The sequence below is a fragment of the Proteiniborus sp. DW1 genome, from assembly GCF_900095305.1.
Classification (GTDB): Bacteria; Bacillota; Clostridia; order Tissierellales; family Proteiniboraceae; genus Proteiniborus.
In genome coordinates this window covers 37,550-54,646 of the sequence record NZ_FMDO01000044.1, presented here as the reverse complement: position 1 = coordinate 54,646, position 17,097 = coordinate 37,550, and the positions used below count along the sequence as shown (strand labels likewise).

The 17,097-nt window shown below is 32.0% G+C and carries 17 protein-coding genes and 1 riboswitch; of the genes, 16 read left to right on the top strand and 1 reads right to left on the bottom strand.

Annotated features, from left to right (window positions below):
- The first annotated feature begins 745 nt into the window (after positions 1 to 745).
- The 9 genes from DW1_RS11445 to DW1_RS11405 all read left to right on the top strand — a co-directional run bounded on the left by DW1_RS11445 (position 746) and on the right by DW1_RS11405 (position 9,645).
- Positions 746 to 1,030, top strand: a complete 285-nt coding sequence (locus DW1_RS11445) for a CD3324 family protein (RefSeq protein WP_074350755.1) — start codon at positions 746 to 748, stop codon at positions 1,028 to 1,030.
- Positions 1,031 to 1,259: 229 nt separating this feature from the next.
- On the top strand, positions 1,260 to 1,862 hold the full coding sequence (locus DW1_RS11440) for a DUF1062 domain-containing protein (RefSeq protein WP_074350754.1): 603 nt from the start codon (positions 1,260 to 1,262) through the stop codon (positions 1,860 to 1,862).
- A gap of 154 nt (positions 1,863 to 2,016) precedes the next feature.
- Positions 2,017 to 2,946 (top strand): nucleoside hydrolase, encoded by a 930-nt coding sequence (locus DW1_RS11435; RefSeq protein WP_074350753.1) that lies wholly within the window; start codon positions 2,017 to 2,019, stop codon positions 2,944 to 2,946.
- Between the two features lie 147 nt (positions 2,947 to 3,093).
- Positions 3,094 to 3,257, top strand: a riboswitch (Lysine riboswitch).
- 97 nt (positions 3,258 to 3,354) lie between these two features.
- Positions 3,355 to 4,683: a diaminopimelate decarboxylase gene (gene lysA / locus DW1_RS11430; protein WP_347499728.1), complete on the top strand. Its 1,329-nt coding sequence runs from the start codon at positions 3,355 to 3,357 to the stop codon at positions 4,681 to 4,683.
- A gap of 17 nt (positions 4,684 to 4,700) precedes the next feature.
- Positions 4,701 to 5,906, top strand: a complete 1,206-nt coding sequence (locus tag DW1_RS11425; protein ID WP_074350751.1) for an aspartate kinase — start codon at positions 4,701 to 4,703, stop codon at positions 5,904 to 5,906.
- A 28-nt stretch (positions 5,907 to 5,934) separates the two neighbouring features.
- Positions 5,935 to 6,924, top strand: a complete 990-nt coding sequence (locus DW1_RS11420) for an aspartate-semialdehyde dehydrogenase (protein ID WP_074350750.1) — start codon at positions 5,935 to 5,937, stop codon at positions 6,922 to 6,924.
- Positions 6,925 to 6,929: 5 nt separating this feature from the next.
- Positions 6,930 to 7,829, top strand: coding sequence for a 4-hydroxy-tetrahydrodipicolinate synthase (dapA, locus tag DW1_RS11415; RefSeq protein WP_074350749.1), 900 nt, complete (start codon positions 6,930 to 6,932; stop codon positions 7,827 to 7,829).
- Positions 7,813 to 8,586 carry a 4-hydroxy-tetrahydrodipicolinate reductase gene (gene dapB, locus DW1_RS11410; RefSeq protein WP_347499743.1) on the top strand — a complete coding sequence of 258 codons (774 nt, stop codon included), beginning with the start codon at positions 7,813 to 7,815 and terminating at the stop codon, positions 8,584 to 8,586. The genes dapA and dapB overlap by 17 nt, the downstream gene beginning before the upstream one ends.
- A gap of 66 nt (positions 8,587 to 8,652) precedes the next feature.
- Positions 8,653 to 9,645 carry a diaminopimelate dehydrogenase gene (locus DW1_RS11405; RefSeq protein ID WP_074350748.1) on the top strand — a complete coding sequence of 331 codons (993 nt, stop codon included), beginning with the start codon at positions 8,653 to 8,655 and terminating at the stop codon, positions 9,643 to 9,645.
- Between the two features lie 360 nt (positions 9,646 to 10,005).
- Here the strand turns inward: DW1_RS11405 and DW1_RS11400 are convergent, their stop codons facing one another.
- Complete coding sequence (locus DW1_RS11400) at positions 10,006 to 10,200, bottom strand: hypothetical protein (protein WP_074350747.1); 195 nt, start codon at positions 10,198 to 10,200, stop codon at positions 10,006 to 10,008.
- A gap of 400 nt (positions 10,201 to 10,600) precedes the next feature.
- On the opposite strand from DW1_RS11400, the gene DW1_RS11395 reads away from it, so the two are divergent.
- The 7 genes from DW1_RS11395 to DW1_RS11365 all read left to right on the top strand — a co-directional run bounded on the left by DW1_RS11395 (position 10,601) and on the right by DW1_RS11365 (position 16,969).
- On the top strand, positions 10,601 to 10,978 hold the full coding sequence (locus tag DW1_RS11395) for a hypothetical protein (protein WP_074350746.1): 378 nt from the start codon (positions 10,601 to 10,603) through the stop codon (positions 10,976 to 10,978).
- 99 nt (positions 10,979 to 11,077) lie between these two features.
- Positions 11,078 to 13,021, top strand: a complete 1,944-nt coding sequence (locus DW1_RS11390; protein WP_074350745.1) for an ABC transporter permease — start codon at positions 11,078 to 11,080, stop codon at positions 13,019 to 13,021.
- A 1-nt stretch (position 13,022) separates the two neighbouring features.
- Entirely contained in the window at positions 13,023 to 13,862 is an 840-nt protein-coding gene (locus DW1_RS11385) for an ATP-binding cassette domain-containing protein (protein WP_074350744.1), read from the top strand.
- Between the two features lie 114 nt (positions 13,863 to 13,976).
- A complete protein-coding gene (locus DW1_RS11380; protein WP_242942486.1) occupies positions 13,977 to 14,510 on the top strand; it encodes an ABC transporter permease in 534 nt (177 codons plus the stop codon).
- Positions 14,511 to 14,693: 183 nt separating this feature from the next.
- Entirely contained in the window at positions 14,694 to 15,212 is a 519-nt protein-coding gene (locus DW1_RS15935) for a nucleoside hydrolase (RefSeq protein WP_074350742.1), read from the top strand.
- Positions 15,200 to 15,496 carry a nucleoside hydrolase gene (locus DW1_RS15930; RefSeq protein WP_074350741.1) on the top strand — a complete coding sequence of 99 codons (297 nt, stop codon included), beginning with the start codon at positions 15,200 to 15,202 and terminating at the stop codon, positions 15,494 to 15,496. The genes DW1_RS15935 and DW1_RS15930 overlap by 13 nt, the downstream gene beginning before the upstream one ends.
- A gap of 135 nt (positions 15,497 to 15,631) precedes the next feature.
- Positions 15,632 to 16,969: an ABC transporter substrate-binding protein gene (locus DW1_RS11365; protein WP_074350740.1), complete on the top strand. Its 1,338-nt coding sequence runs from the start codon at positions 15,632 to 15,634 to the stop codon at positions 16,967 to 16,969.
- The last annotated feature ends 128 nt before the right edge of the window (positions 16,970 to 17,097 follow it).

Here is a 17,097-nt window from a genome sequence, read left to right as displayed (position 1 = left end):
AGAAGGAACAAAGTTAGGACTTATGACTATTAATTACTGTGTATAAAGCAAGGGAAGGGCAGACTGCACAAAAAAGTATACTTGTCCCATAATAATATTTGAGTTTTTTTGGCGGAAACAAGGGGACGTGGAAACAAGGGGACGGGGTTATTGCTTCATTTTTAACTTTTCATTGTAAGTGATTTCATAAATTATTATTAACCGGAAAGTCATACCCTTTTTTATTTTAAACCAATATATAAACAAGTAGGGGCAAGAGGGTGTAGGATAGATTTACAACAACCCCATGTTATACCAGAAAAGGGTGGTGTTTGCGCCAAGAAAAGCAAGAGCAAAAAGTGAAAATAGAGACTGTGAAGCAATAACTCCGTCCCTGTGCTTGAAGCAATAACTCCGTCCCTGTGCTTGCTGCTGCCTGTGCTTGCTGCTTGCCTGTGCTTGAGCATGTAGTTCTAAAGATATGTATAGAATGTAAGGAGGGTTATTGAATCGCCATGAGGAACGTGATAAAATATAGTAAGTTTAGAAGTCTTTCCAAGTAGCATCTATAGAGAAGAGAAATATAAAAATTATTATAAGAGATTATGTTATGACTGTAAGAAGTTACTATTTATATATATTAAGGAGGGCAGTTTATGAGAAGATACGTTATTTTTGCATAGCAAAGGCTATTGCAAAAAATAAGTAAAAAAATAGCCTTTGCTAATCCTAACAGAATTAATGTTTGGGAGGGCAATAAGGCAATATGAGTTATAAAAAGGCGACTAGTATTTTACCTATGGAATTGGTAGAACTAATACAAACGTATGTTGATGGTGAATATATATATATTCCTAGAAAAGAAGAGAACAGAAAAGAATGGGGAACTCTAACTTCTGGAAGAAAACAATTGGATTTGAGAAACTCCAACATCTATAGAGATTATCTATTAGGAATCAAGGTGAGTACTCTAGCAGAGAAGTATTATTTATCATCAAAGAGTATTCAAAGAATTATATTACAGGAAAAAAAGAAGAATAATAAGGAATAAGTCAATGCACAATTTGCATTGGCTTATTTTTGTTTCTGAAATGAGTTTAAGGTACTTAATATGTATTAAAACGTATAAAATATATATGAATACAAAAAGATAGGAGGGTTATGTGTATATGAGAAGATATGTTATTAATGCATAGCAAAGGCTATTGCATTATACTTATAATAGAATATAGTGAAATAGCTTTTGCTTATCCCAGAAATTAAATAAGAGGGAGATGCAAATGAGCTATTTAAATATAATTGAATGGGAAATCATTCCTGATACTACACCACAGGTAAAAAGAAATTGTCCTAAATGTGGAGATAAGAAGCATTATATAAATAGTGAAAAGTTTCGAGTAAATGCTAATGGTTCCCTTATCGATATATGGTTAATTTATCAATGTGAAAAATGCAGTTCAACTTGGAACATGACTATCCATGAGAGAATAAAACCAAATGCAATTTCAAAGATACAGTACGAAAAATTTCAATCAAATGATAGAGATTTAGCTTTGCATTATGGATTAGATATAAATATTCACAAAAAAAATAAAGTAGAAGCCATATGGGAAAGTGTCAGGTATAATATTATCACAAGAGAAATGAGTCAAACAAATGAAAGAGAAGATGAACAGCAATATATTATCAGATGCAAGTATCCACTTCAATTAAGAGCAGATAAATTACTTTCTGAGAAACTACAAGTCTCCAGAAGCAAGATAAGAACCTTATATGAAAATGGAGCAATTTATACACAGGAGAATAAGAATATTTTGAAGTTAAAAGCCTATGATGGGATGCAAATTTATATTAACAATAATTATATTGTTTTAAATGAATAATAATATATATTAGCTGAAATAAGGATAGCATTATCGCTATCCTTTTCTAATTTTAAGGCATAACTAATTAAGATTGCTTTAAAGGATTTCTAAATAATAAATCGAATAATAGATATATTTGCTATAATAGAACACTTAGATGAGGAGAGATTTTATGAAAGTACCAGTAATTATTGATACAGATCCAGGTATGGATGATGCGGTTGCCATACTTTTAGCCTTTTCAGCAAAAAATCTTGATATAAGAGCCTTAACTACTGTAGCTGGAAATATCTCTATAGAAAGAACAACAAGAAATGCTTTAGATTTAGTAGGATATATAGACAAAGAAACAAAAGTGTCAAGAGGAGCAGAGAGACCTTTAATAAGGACATTAGAGACAGCTGAGTATGTACATGGAGAGGCAGGACTTGGCACACTAGTATTGCCTAAAAGCAATGCAGAAATTTATAGTAAAAAGGCTTGGGATACTATTTACGAAGAAGCGCAAGCATGTGAAGGTAAGCTACAGCTAATATGTCTTGGACCACTTACAAACATAGCTATTACATTAACTATATATCCAGATATTAAAGATAAAATTGAAAGAATAACACTAATGGGTGGTTCCTCTTACTTAGGTAACACAACTCCATCAGCAGAGTATAATATATATGCGGATGCAGAGGCAGCAGATATAGTATTTAAATCAGGAATACCTATTACAATGGTACCTCTAGACGCTACAAATAAGTCAGTAATTCATGAAAATGAAATGAAAGAAATTTGGTCAATTGAGAGTAAAATATCTGATGCAGTAAAGGAGCTTCTAGATTCTAATGCCGAGTTTCGTATAAAAAGTGAAGGTTTTAAAGGTGCTATTGTACACGATGCATTGGCAGTAGCAGCTGTCATAGAGCCTACAATAATCCAAAAAGAAAACTATTATGTAGCCATAGAAACTGAAGGAAAACTTACTTATGGCAGAACTGTAATAGATATGAAAAAGGTTACTGGAAATAAGCCTAATGCAGAAGTGACATTAGGTCTAGATAGGGAAAGATTCATTGAAATGCTTAAAGAGATGATGAACTCTTATAAATAAGTGAGCTTGACCTAATTCTATTTCCTTGGATTAATTAATTTTGAAGTTTATGGTTGACATTGAATTCTATTTATGTTAAAATCCATTACAGTTAGATGTAATTATATACAACTGGATGAAATTAAATACAATTGTTTTAGTATAGCAATGTGATTAAGAGGCCGCGATTTGTTAATAGTACTACAGTAAAATAAACTGTAGGAAAGGAACAGTCGCCGAAATACAGGATACCTGTATTGGGACTATGCTGAATAAGTATAGTACTGTCATTAGAAAATTGCCCAATTTTCTAATGGAGCGCTTAACACATTGGGGCGAAAGGCGATTATAGAACAGTTATGAGTCCTTTTGCTCATAGCTGTTTTTGTTTTTGTTCGCACAAAGCTGTGATTTATTTAGCTTGTACTAATGATATCAGAAGAAAGTGGTGATTTAATGAAGCTTTTTGGGACAATGAAGATTAACGAAAAAGGACACCTAGAAATCGGAAAATGTGATTCAGTTGACTTAGCCAGAGATTATGGAACTCCTTTATATGTTATGGATGAAGAGTTAATTAGAGAAAGATGTAATCTTTTCAAAACAAGCTTTAGAGATGATGATATTGAGACTGATGTTATTTATGCCTCTAAGGCCTTTCTTACCTTAGCTATGTGCAAGTTAATAAAAGAGGAGGGATTGTCACTAGATGTAGTTTCTGGTGGGGAACTGTACACAGCCCTAAAGGCTGGTTTTCCAGCTCATAGAATCTATATGCATGGAAATAACAAAACTATAGAAGAATTGAGTATGGCAATAAAATCTGAAGTAGGCAGGATAATCATTGATAATAGATATGAGGTAGATTTGATTGAAAATATATGCAAATCAATTAAAAAAAAGATTAAGGTTTTATTAAGGGTAAATCCAGGCATTGAAGCTCACACCCATGAGTATATTAAGACTACCAATAATAATTCGAAGTTTGGAGAAAGCATTTTTAGTGATGATACATTTAATATTATTAATAGGCTTAACAGTAGCGAATATATGGACTTCAAAGGATTTCATAGCCACATAGGCTCTCAGATCTTCCAAGAAGAATCCTTTTATGAACATATTAACGTAATGATGGATTTTGCTAATAATGTTAGTGAAAGATGTGGAGTAGTTATCAGAGAGTTAAACTTAGGGGGAGGCTTCGGAACATACTACTCAAAAGGAGATATTCCAGTTGACCTAAATAATCTTCTTTGCAATATGTTGAATAGAGTTAAAGAAAAAGCTAAGGAATTTGGAATAAGCTATCCTAAGGTGATGATAGAGCCAGGAAGGGCTATAGTAGCTAATGCAGGAACTACATTATATAGGGTAGGCAGTGTCAAGAGAACATATGGTGGAAGAAACTATATCTTTGTCGATGGCAGTATGAATGATAATCTTAGGACATCTCTCTATGGGGCACAATATGAAGCAGCTATAGCTAATAGGATGAATGAAGAAGCAGATGATATATACACCATCACTGGTAGGTGTTGTGAATCAGGCGATATAATTGTAAGAAATATTGCCTTACCAAATCCAAAGAATGAAGATATTATTGCAGTATCAAGTACAGGTGCATACAACTATAGTATGTCTAGTAACTACAACAGGCTTCCAAGACCACCAGTAGTTTTTGTAAAGAACGGAAAATCTAGATGTGTTGTTAAGAGAGAAACCTATGAAGATATTATAAGAAATGATGTATGTTTCTAAATTCAGGGGGGAGCATTATGAGCACAATAGTACAAAAGTATGGAGGAACAGCAGTAGGGACCGTTGAGAATATGCAGAGAATAGCAGATGAGGTAATTCGAAAAAAGCAAGAGGGATACAATATTGTTATAGTAGTTTCTGCTATGGGAAAAACGACTGATAATCTCATAGAAATGGCTAAGTCGATTTCTAATAATCCTTGTAAAAGAGATCTTGACATGCTCATGGCAACAGGAGAACAAGTGTCTATTTCTCTACTATCTATGATATTTAATGAAAAAGGGTATGACGCTATTTCTTTAATAGGAGCTCAGGCAGGTATCAGGACAGAAGGGATTCATACACGAAGTAGAATCGTAGAGATAGATATTGGTAGGGTTAAGAGATATCTAGAAGAAGGGAAAATAGTAGTTGTAGCTGGATTTCAAGGAATCAATGAGTTTGGAGATATAACTACACTAGGTCGAGGAGGGTCAGATACAACAGCAGTTGCATTAGCAGCTAAGTTACAATGTACTTGTGAGATATATACTGATGTTGAAGGAATTTATAGCGTAGATCCAAGACTTTTTCCTGAAGCAAAAAAACTAGATTATATTAGCTATGAGGAAATGATGGAAATGTCTAGTCTAGGAGCCAAGGTTATGGAATCTAGGTCAGTAGAGATAGCATGTAAATATAAAATACCAATTTATGTGGCTTCTAGTCACAAGAGGACTAAAGGAACATATATAAAGGAGATTGACAAAGATATGGAACAAAAAAGTATAACTGGATTAAGTGTAAGTGATAATGTTTTGATGGTTACTATAAGCAGGATTCCTTATTCACCAGAGAATATTTCAAAAATCTTCGGTAAACTAGCAAGTCAAGAAGTGAACATTGATATGATTAGCCAAACATCACCACAAGGAGGGTATGTTAATATATCTTTTACTGCAAATAAGGAAGATGAACCAACAGTTAATAGGGTAATGGAGGAGTTGAAAAATGAGATTTTTACAATGGAGGTGAAAAAAGACAATAATATAACCAAAATATCAGTGATTGGAATGGGAATGAGAAATGAACCAGGTGTTGCATCAAAGGTTTTTCATCTTTTCGCAGATAACTCTATTAACTTCAAGCAAGTCACTACTTCTGAGATTAGTATTTCCTATACTATTGATGCATCAGATAAGCAAAAAGCTATAAATGTCTTATGCAAAGCTTTTAATCTGTAGTATTTATGACTAAGGGGGAGAGGATAAAATGGCAAAGGTGAATTTAGCTATTATTGGAGCTACAGGCATGGTAGGTAGAACAATTATTAAGGTTTTAGAGGAAAGAAATTTCCCGATTAATCAAATATATTTTTTTGCTTCATCTAAGTCAAAAGGGCAATCAATTAGATTTAGAAATAAAGGCTACATGGTAGAAGAGCTTAATGAATCAACCTTTGAAAGAGAAATAGATATAGCATTATTTTCAGCAGGTGGGGACATAAGTAAGAAGTTTGCACCTATTGCTAGAGATAAAGGGGTTATAGTTGTAGATAATAGTAGTACTTGGAGAATGAACGAAGAGGTACCTTTAGTTGTACCAGAAGTAAATCCTGAAGATGTTAGATGGCATAAAGGGATTATTGCTAATCCAAACTGTAGTACTATTCAAGCAGTGGTACCTTTAAAGGTTCTAGATGATAGGTTTAGAATTAAAAGAATTGTATATTCTACTTATCAAGCAGTATCTGGTTCAGGTGTTGGAGGTATTAATGATTTAGAAAATGGAATGAAGGGATTAGAACATACTAAGTATCCACATCCAATAGCCTTTAATTGTTTACCACATATTGATGCTTTTATGGAGAATGGGTATACAAAGGAAGAAATTAAGATGATTGAAGAAACGAAAAAAATACTTGGCAGATTAGACCTGAAAATAACAGCAACAACAGTAAGAGTGCCAGTTAGAAATGGACATAGTATATCTATTAATATAGAGTTTGAAAAGCAATTTGATATTGAAGAGGTTTATAATCTCTTGAGTAAAGCCAAAGGAATTATTGTACAGGATAACACAAAGGAGAATATTTATCCTATGCCGATTTATGTAGAGGGAAGGGATGATATATATGTTGGTAGAATACGAAGAGACTTTAGTATTGATAATGGGCTCAATATGTGGGTAGTAGCTGATAATATTAGAAAAGGTGCTGCTACAAATACTGTTCAAATTGCAGAACTGTTGTTAAGGGAGTGATGAAAATGATACTTTTCGAAGGGTCTGGTGTAGCTCTTGTGACACCTATTAAGAACAATCAAGTCAACTATGAAATACTTGGGAAGTTAATTGACTGGCATATTGAAAATAGAACAGATGCAATAATAAGCTGTGGAACAACTGGAGAAGCGGCTACTCTTACAAAAGAAGAAAAAAAGAAAGTAATAAGCTTTACAGTAGATAAGGTTGATGGCAGGATTCCTGTAATAGCAGGGACAGGTAGCAATAATACAGCTGATGCTATAGAAATGAGTAAATCTGCAGAAGCTGCAGGAGTGGATGGACTTTTAATAGTAACACCATATTATAATAAGACAAGTCAAAAAGGCTTATTACAACATTTTATGGCTATTGCTGACCAAGTGAATATTCCCATTATATTATACAATGTTCCTGGGAGGACAGGAGTCAATTTACTACCTATGACAGTTGCCGAGCTTGAAATCCACCCAAGAATACAAGGAATTAAAGAAGCTAGTGGGGATATAAGTCAAGTGGCAGAGATAGCAAGGTTATGTTCAGATAACTTTAGAATCTATTCAGGGAATGATGATCAGATAGTACCTATTTTATCTCTTGGAGGAAAGGGTGCCATTTCTGTGGTAGCCAATATTTTACCAAAAGAGACCCATGATTTAATATTTAGTTTCTTGGGAGGTAGAATTGATGAGGCAAGAAAAAAACAGCTTGGAATAAATGGATTAGTAAACTCACTATTTATAGAAACCAACCCAATACCAATTAAAACAGCTATGAACTTGTTAGGAATGGAAGCTGGAGAACTCAGATTACCATTAACAGATATGGAACCAAAAAATAAGGAAATATTGGTACAAAGCTTGCTGAAAATGGGGTTTGAAATTGGGGGTGCTTCCAATTATTAAAGTTATCATATATGGTTCTAGTGGGAAAATGTGTCAGGTACTAAGTGAACAGCTAATAAAAGAAATTGATATGAAGATTGTAGCTGGAATAGATAAAAATGTTAATAACAATACTGGGCTGTATCCTGTATATAGTAATCCTTATGATTATAATGGAGAAGTAGATGTAATTATTGACTTTTCTCATCCATCTTGTTTAGAGCAAATGTTGGATTTCTCTCTAGATAGAAAAATACCCTTGGTTATTGCTACAACTGGATATTCTGATGAGCAGGTAGAAAAGATAAAAAAAGCATCTATGAAAATCCCTATTTTTTATTCTTCAAATTATTCTTTAGGTATTAATGTACTAACTAGAGCCTTGAGAGAAATAAGTCAGATGTTAAGTGAAGATTTTGATATAGAAATTATTGAGAAGCATCATAGTAGAAAACTTGATGCACCTAGTGGTACAGCATATTTATTAGCTAATGTGATTAATGAATCTTTAGGTAATAGCAAAAAATTTATTTACAGCAGATATGGTAAAGATGCAAAAAGAGAAGCAAATGAGATCGGAATCCATGCTGTTCGTGGCGGAACTATACCAGGAGAACATACAGTGATTTTTGCTGGTACTGATGAAATTATAGAAATAAAGCATACGGCTTTATCTAAGAGAAATTTTGCTTTAGGAGCCATAAGAGCAGCACGCTTTATAATTACAGTTGAAAGAGGGCTTTATTCAATGGATGATATTTTTGTTTCCAACAAGTAAGTATGCATAAATCATCAAGTCTTCTAATAGTTTAAGTATATATTAGTACTTAGGGAGGACAGTGATATGGAAAATAAAATTAAAATTGGAATTGTAGGATATGGAAATCTGGGCAGAGGAGTAGAGTTGGCTGTTAGCAAAAATGAAGATATGGAACTGATAGCTGTATTTACTAGAAGGGCTACGGAGTCTATAAAGAAATATAATGGGAATTTAAAGATTGTGGATGTAAATCAAGCATGTGACTATATGAAAGATATTGATGTCATGATTTTATGTGGTGGTTCTGCAACGGATCTTCCAGTTCAAGGTCCTCATTTTGCAAGTATGTTTAATACCGTAGACGGATATGATAATCATGGAAAAATTCCAGAATATATAAGAGCTATGAATGAGGCTTCTATGACAAGCAATAAGACTAGTGCAGTTTGTATAGGATGGGATCCGGGTCTATTTTCTATGAATAGAATTCTATTTGAATCTGTTCTACCATATGGAGCAACCTATACATTTTGGGGCCCAGGTATTAGCCAAGGTCATTCAGATGCTATAAGAAGGATACCAGGAGTTAAAAATGCAGTTCAGTATACAATTCCTAAGAAAAATGTTGTCAAAAGAATAAGGAATGGAGAAACACCAGCTTTAAAAAATGAAGATAGACATACAAGACAGTGTTTCGTGGCAGTAGAAGAAGGTGTAAACAAGGAAGAAATTATTGAGAAAATTACTTCGATGGCTAATTACTTTTCTGGATATGATACTACTGTAAATTTCGTTACAGAAGAAGAAATAAAGGAGAAACATTCAAAGATGATTCATAGTGGTTTTGTTATCAGAAGTGGGTGGACAGATAATGATTGTACAAATAATCACATATCAGAGTTTTCCCTGAAACTAGATAATAATGCTGAGTATACAGCCAGCGTACTGGTAGCTTATGCAAGAGCTGTATATCGCTTAAATGAGGAAGGGCACAATGGAGTAAAGACTGTATTTGATATACCTTTAAGGTATATTTCAAATAGAACTATCGAGGATTTATGTGCAAATTTATTATAGAATTCCGTAGATTCATAAAAGACTTATAGGAGCAATTAGTTTTATATGGTTCTATTATGAGAAGAACTAGGAGTTACATTTATAAAAACTTATATAAGCATATAAGCTTACTCAATCAGTTTAATAGGTATTGACGATAAACCAGAATAGTTTTAGATAAGAAAATGGATACTAATAGTAATGCCAATATAGATATATTGCCAGCTTTAGGTAACGAAAGACCCATTGAGATGTTTAAGAAAATAACTAAGTTCTACAATTTAGAATTAAGTTGGCAAATACAGTGGGGCAGTTCTACTATGTTGTTAGAAAAATTACAAAGTAGAATTGGCCCTTATGTATTCCTCCTTGCTTCTATCTTTAAACAACAACCTCATCTCTTTGCTTTTTCCTTGAAGCAACAACCCCGTCCCTTTGCTTTCCCGAAGCAACAACCCCGTCCCTTTGCTTTCCCAAGCAATAACTCCGTCCCTGTGCTTGTCCCGTCCCTGTGCTTGTCCTGTGCTTGTGCCCCTGTGCTTGTGCCTGTGCTTGCATGAAAAATTCTAGAGTCATGTCTTTTATGCCTTTAAAACGACCATTTATGCCAAAAGGCTTGCATTAAGAATAGAACAGTGGTACTTTTAATTTAGAAAAAATTAGATAATGAAGGCAATATAAGTTAATTGAAATATTGATGAAAATTTTAAAATGAAAGTAATTATGCTATCAGATAAATCAAAAATAGAAATAAAGAAATGCTTAGCGATTTAATAAAACACTGGAGTTCTAACAACTAGATTGCAAGGTTGATAGAGATACCAGCAAATGTAATATCGAAAACTATCTAATCCTCTGTTCTTTGCACTGAGGATATAGAGTTAGGTTCATTATTAATGATTATATATGCATATATAAAATAAAACTAAATGGTGCGCTATTTAGTATAAAACAATAATTGTAAGGGGGTTTAAAAATGAAAAAAAATAAGCTTACTAAGTTCTTAGTGGTATGTATTATTTTAGTATGTCTATCAATTACTGTAAGTGCTGAAAGTGCTACTGTTTATTTAAGAGCTGATCAGTCATCAGCTATTTCAGGAGTTATAGGTTTAAGTAAAAGTGTAGACTATTATGCAGCTAACTCACCTAATTCTTTATTTGATGTTTATGCTATTGTACATCGCTCTTTCCCAGGAAAAGGCTGGTATAAAGTAAAAGAATCTCTTATGGATGCTGGTACTAGTTCTTCTGGAAGATTAAGTGAAAAAGAAGAGGCTAGTTGGAAGTTACAGCTAAATCCTTGGGGATGGGGATTTATAGGGTGCGAAGCTGTAGGAGAAATAAAATATTAGTTGCTAAAATTTTTTTACTTACTAAACTAAATTATTTAGATGGTGAATTTTTCACCATCTAAATAATATCTACAAGTACTATCCAAAGGAGAAATTACAATGTTATTTTTAGTAAAAAATAATATTAAGCTTTTTTTAAAAAACAGATACTTATTATTAGGCTTTATTGTATTTTTTATTATAATAAATTCATATTTAATTGAAGGCATATATAAGCTGTCAATTCATAAAGATGCTTTATATTATCTTCAAATTAGTCAAAAATTGAGCATAGTATATTTCATTTTCTTTCTATTTGTATCCTATGAATATTTAATGAAAAGTAAAAATGATCATATGTTAGAATGTTTTTTAGCTATGGAGCGAGGAATACTAAAAGTATATTTTTCTAAGTTTATAGTCTTAGTAATAATTATATTTATGATGACTTTAAATATAATGGTATATAATTATATTGCATACTTTACAATGAATATAAAATCAATATCTTTTGCATATCATATATTTTTAAATAGCCTCTTAAATATTTTCTTAGTATCATTTTTAGGTTGTTGTATTGGAATTTTAATTTCTCTATATCTGAAAAAGTTTTCGGCATATCTTCTAATGATATTTTTGGGAATTTTAGTAAGTCCTATTTTTGAATTTGTGCCCTATGTTTTCTTCAAGGGGTTTGGGATAGATATATATCCTCTTAGAGATATATTTAATATTTTGCCACCAAATTTAGATTGGTTTGAAGAGAAACTTTATGGTTTATCCATAGAACCTTATAGATGGAATCTGCAATTATTTTGGACATGCCTTTTAAGTTCTTTTATTCTACTAAAGCTAAGAATTAAAAAATCAAAACTACTAAATTTAATAATTATGTCTTTACTATTATTTTCGGCTTTCAATTTTTATTTATATACAAACTCAGGTAGTATAGTAAAGAAGGATTATAATCCTAAAGGATATGTTGCTTTTGATGAATTATATTATAGACATGATGTACAAAAAGAAGAAAACGCAGACTTTAGTATATCGGCTTACAACATGGAATTAATTATAGATAGGCAATTATATAGTGATATAAAAATTTCTTTAAATGAAAAGAAGCCTTTAGATAGCTACAAATTCACATTATATAGGAATTATAAGGTTAAGAAAATACTTGATAAAGATAATAAAGTATTGGAATTTAAAAGGGATGGAGACTATTTAGAAATATTAAACCCTACTTCTGATAAACTAGAAGAAATAAGAATTACTTATAGTGGATACAGTCCAGTATTCTATAGTAACTCACAGGGTGTTTTACTTCCAGGTAGCTTCCCCTATTATCCAATAGAAGGATATTATAAGATATATGTAAAACAACAATCAGTATTTGTTCCAATAACAAGAGATTATGATGTTAATTTCGATGTGACAATAAAATCTAAGCTAGATATTTATTCTAATTTAAATAAAAATGGGAATAATTTTTCAGGTCAAGCACAAGTAATGACTTTAGTTGGAGGGTTTGTAGAGGAAAGGAAATTAGGTGATATTACCTTTTATGGTTTAGTACTAGAAGAGGAAGATATTACTATATTATTGGAAATTGACAATTTTTTAAAACCTTATATCAGTATATTTCCACATATGGAGAGACTTAATATTATGGATAAAAAGATTTTTCAAGCACCAGACACATTTTCTTACAATGTATTAGGAAGCGGAATAGTTAGCTATGATGACCATATTTTTGTGCGTAGTTTAGATGAAGAAAATCTAACATATGGCTTTTTACAGTCTACTATTCCTCAAGATTCTCAGAAGATGGAAATAAAAAATATGTTTTTTGAATATTTAATATATGAAGATAGAACTTTTAACATACCTAAAGTACAGTTCGGAGATGATAAAGCTTTTGAATTGCGTAGGTTGTTTTTTGAAAAAGTAGAGGAATTAGGTGAAGACTATGTTATTAAGAGTATTTATGATTTTTTATGCGATAAAGATGATAGAAGAGATCCAATTAGCTTTATTAGAAGCTTAACAAAAGGAGGCCTTTAGAGTGTTAGAAATTTTGGATTTAGATAAATCATTTAAGAAAAAAGAAGTGTTAAAAAATATATCAATAAGTCTTGAACCTGGAGTATATGGATTACTAGGCCCAAATGGATCAGGTAAAACAACATTAATAAGATGTATAGTTAGTCTTTATAATATCAACAAAGGGAGTATAAAATTCCAAGGTATTGAAATAAAGAATAATGGTTCTTTTGCAGAAAGCATTGGCTATCTTCCCCAAAAATTTGGATTGTTCAAAGAATTGACTGTATATGACAATCTTCAATATTTCAGTGTATTAAAAAAAATACCTAAAAACTCTATAGATGTTTGTATTAAAGAGATTCTCAAAATAGTAAATCTAGATGATAAAGTCAATGATAGAGTATCAACCTTATCCGGTGGTATGATTAGGAGACTGGGAATTGCGCAAGCAATACTTGGGGAGCCCGAAATAATAATCTTTGATGAGCCAACTGCTGGACTTGACCCAGAAGAAAGATTAAGATTTAAAAATATACTATCCTCTATTAAGAAAAATAGAATAATTATAATCTCTACTCACATTGTGGAGGACGTTGAAGCATGCTGCAATAAATTGATAATTATGAATGATGGAAGGGTGTTAAAATCAGGCAGCTGCCAAGATATTATTTCTATGGCAGAGGAAAAAGTTTTTGAGGTAAAAGAAGGCAATTATATTGACCCTGATTGCTATATTCAAAAATCCTTTTTAAAAAATGGGGAGAAATTTTTACGGGTGCTTTCAAATAAAAAATTAGGATATAAGCCTTTACACCCTACTATAGAAGATGGGTATATGTGCATAATAAAAGGTATATAGCTTATGAATATTCAACTAATATATCTTTCCTTTAAAAATTTGAAACTTTATTATTTTATTCCCTTGGTTGTCTTATATATTTTTCTCCCAGTTTTGAATATTGGCATGGTAGCTATGTCCAAGGATTTAGAAAGCTCTTATTTGTTGATATTTAGAGAAGCCGAAAAATATATACCCATTATGTCTATATGGTGGACTACTTTTATATTTAAAGAATATATTTCAGAAGACGGAAATGAAGTCTTGTACTGTATTGACAGTCATGGTAAAGTAAAGGTTTTTGAAATACTTATAATATACCTTTTGTATATTATACATATAAGCATATTGTTTCTAGTTTACAGTATATTTTGGGATAATGTTTTTTTTGAATTTTTAAAAACAGCTATTCAATGCTTTTTTTTCACATCATTAGCATATATGCTAATATATACGCTAAAATCAACTATTATTAGCTTTATGTTCTTGCTTATCTACGAACTATTTGCAATTTTTATAAGATCTGAGTTTACTACTTATATAAGCATATTTGAAAATGGAAATAGAGTGACAATTCATGTAATTATAACAAAATACTTAGTAGTACTATTGCTATCAGTTGTATTTTTGGTAATTGGTGTATATAAAAACAAGAAGTTTTATTGCTAACTAAAGATATGTTTTTGTTTAAATCTTTCCTAATATATAAATTGGGTGCAATTGACTGTAACCTTGATTCTCGCATTTATGTCTGGACTTATTTTATTTTAACAGAAGGGGTTTATAAGTGTACTTAATAAACTTAAGTCAAAATGAAGAATCAAACGGGAGGAAGCAAGGGTAAGCAAAGGGATGGATGATGCGATTGCTATATTTCTAGCTTTTTCATCAGACAGACTGGATATAAAAGCACTAACTACAGTAGCAGGAAATATTCCTATTAAAAGAACTACAAGAAATGCACTAGACCTAGTGGGTTATATAGGTAAGGAGACAAAAGTTTCAAAAGGAGCAGAGAGACAACTAATAAGGACACTTGAAACTGCTGAATGGGTACATGGAAAGACAGGCCTCGGCACTTTGGTATTGCCTGAAAATAATGAACCAATTTATGATAAAAAGGCTTGGGATACTATTTACGAAGAAGCGCTAGCATGTGAAGGCAAGCTTCAGTTAATATGTCTTGGACCACTTACAAATATAGCTATTACATTAACTGTATATCCAGATATAAAAGATAAAATTGAAAAAATAACACTGATGGGTGGTTCATCTTACCTAGGCAACACAACTCCATCAGCAGAGTTTAACATATACGCAGATGCAGAGGCAGCATTAAATCAGGAATACCTATTAGAATGGTACCTTTAGATGCTACAAATAACTCTGTAGTATATGAAAATGAAATTAAGGAGATATATTCTATAAATAGTAGAATCTCTGATGCAGTGAAAGAGCTTTTAGAATTCAATGCTGATTTTCGTAAAAAAAGTGAGGGTTTGGATGGAGCTATTATTCACGATGCATTGGCAGTAGCGGCTGTAATAGATATGAAGAAGACTACTGGGAACAAGCCTAATGTAGAAGTAGCCCTAGGTCTAGATAGAAAAAGATTTATTGAAATGCTTAAGGAAATGATGAAAGCTTATAATTAAATAGTTGATTGAGCTTAGGAGGCAGTTCTATAATGTTGTCAATACAGCGACACTGTAGAACTGCCCCTTTTGAATTTAATTATAATTACATAATGGACATATCCTTAGAATATTTATATTCTAAGGAGTGATAACATGAAGAAGATATGTAAGATTGCAATAGCTGTGATTTTGATAGTTTTTATTATTATGTGGCCTATATATGTTTTCATATACAAACCAGCAAAGATAGAAGAAATGAATAATAAAAAGTCAGAGGAATGGAAGGGCGTGATTCAGCTTTGGGATTTTCCAAGGGTTGATTCAAAAACAGGGAGCAGATATGGATGGATACAAGATAAAATCAGAAAATTTGAGAGACAAAACCCTGGAGTATTCATTGAATTAGTGCCATTAGATTGGAAAAAGGGCCCCAATAAACTTGAAGTAGCCCTTAAAACAGGAAATTTACCTGATATAGCACCTATAGCTACAGAATATATATACATGAATGAATCTATTTTAGAGCCCTTAGATGCATATTTTACAAAGGATGAACTTAAAGAATTTAAATTTTTAGCTATAAATGCAGTTACAAAGGACGAAAAAATGTGGGGAGTACCTTTTATGATGACTACATATTCTATGTTTTTAAATGCTGATTTATTTAGGGAAAGAGGAGTAGACCTACCCCTAGATGGCAACTGGACATATGAAGAATTTGTTGAAAAAATGAAGGCTTTGACATGGGATGATAATGGAGATGGTGACCTGGATTATTTTGGTTTTGTATCGCCAATTAAACCTGATTTTTATAATTTATGGGGTATAATATTAAGTGATGGCGCCGAAATAGTTAATGAAAGAGGAGAATATACCTTTTATGGTGAAAAAGCCATAAGTGGGCTCCAGAAGGCTGTTGATTTGAAGTACAAGTATAATGTTACTCCTGAAGATTTCGGACTATATGATGAAAATGAATCATGGAACCTGTTCTTTAATCAGAGAAAAGTAGCAGTTTACCCTACCGACTCATGGGCTGCAAAAATTCTTGCTGATAAATACCAATCAGGTGAAGGCTTTGAGTATGTAGTAGCAAACTATCCTATAGGTTATAGAAGACTGCCTATATCCTTGAATAATAGTGTTAGTGCATATGGGATCCTTAAGCAAGAAGACAAGGGCAAGCTAGATATGTGTGTTAAGTTTCTAAAGTTCATTACTAGGGATAATTATCAAAAAGAATTAGAACGGTTAGGAGTATTTCCTGTTAAAAGTGCCATTAATGATATATATATTGACGACCATAATATGAGAAAAATTGAGGACTGTCTATCATATACTATTCCATTACCTAAGCATAGGGAGTGGAATGAAATAGATAGGATATTGCAGAATCAAATTAGATTAGCTATTATAGGAGAAAAAACTGCTGAAGAGGCCATTGAGGAAGCAAGAAGGCAGGTAATGCAATTAAGCCGTAAGGATAAATAATGAAGATAATATTATAAGCTTTTAGCTAGTAGTTGGCTATTAAAACTTATTTGGTCTCTAATACTTTGATTATTTTCATGGATTTATATATATACAACGTTGTTAGTTGTTAATTATAATAAAAAAAG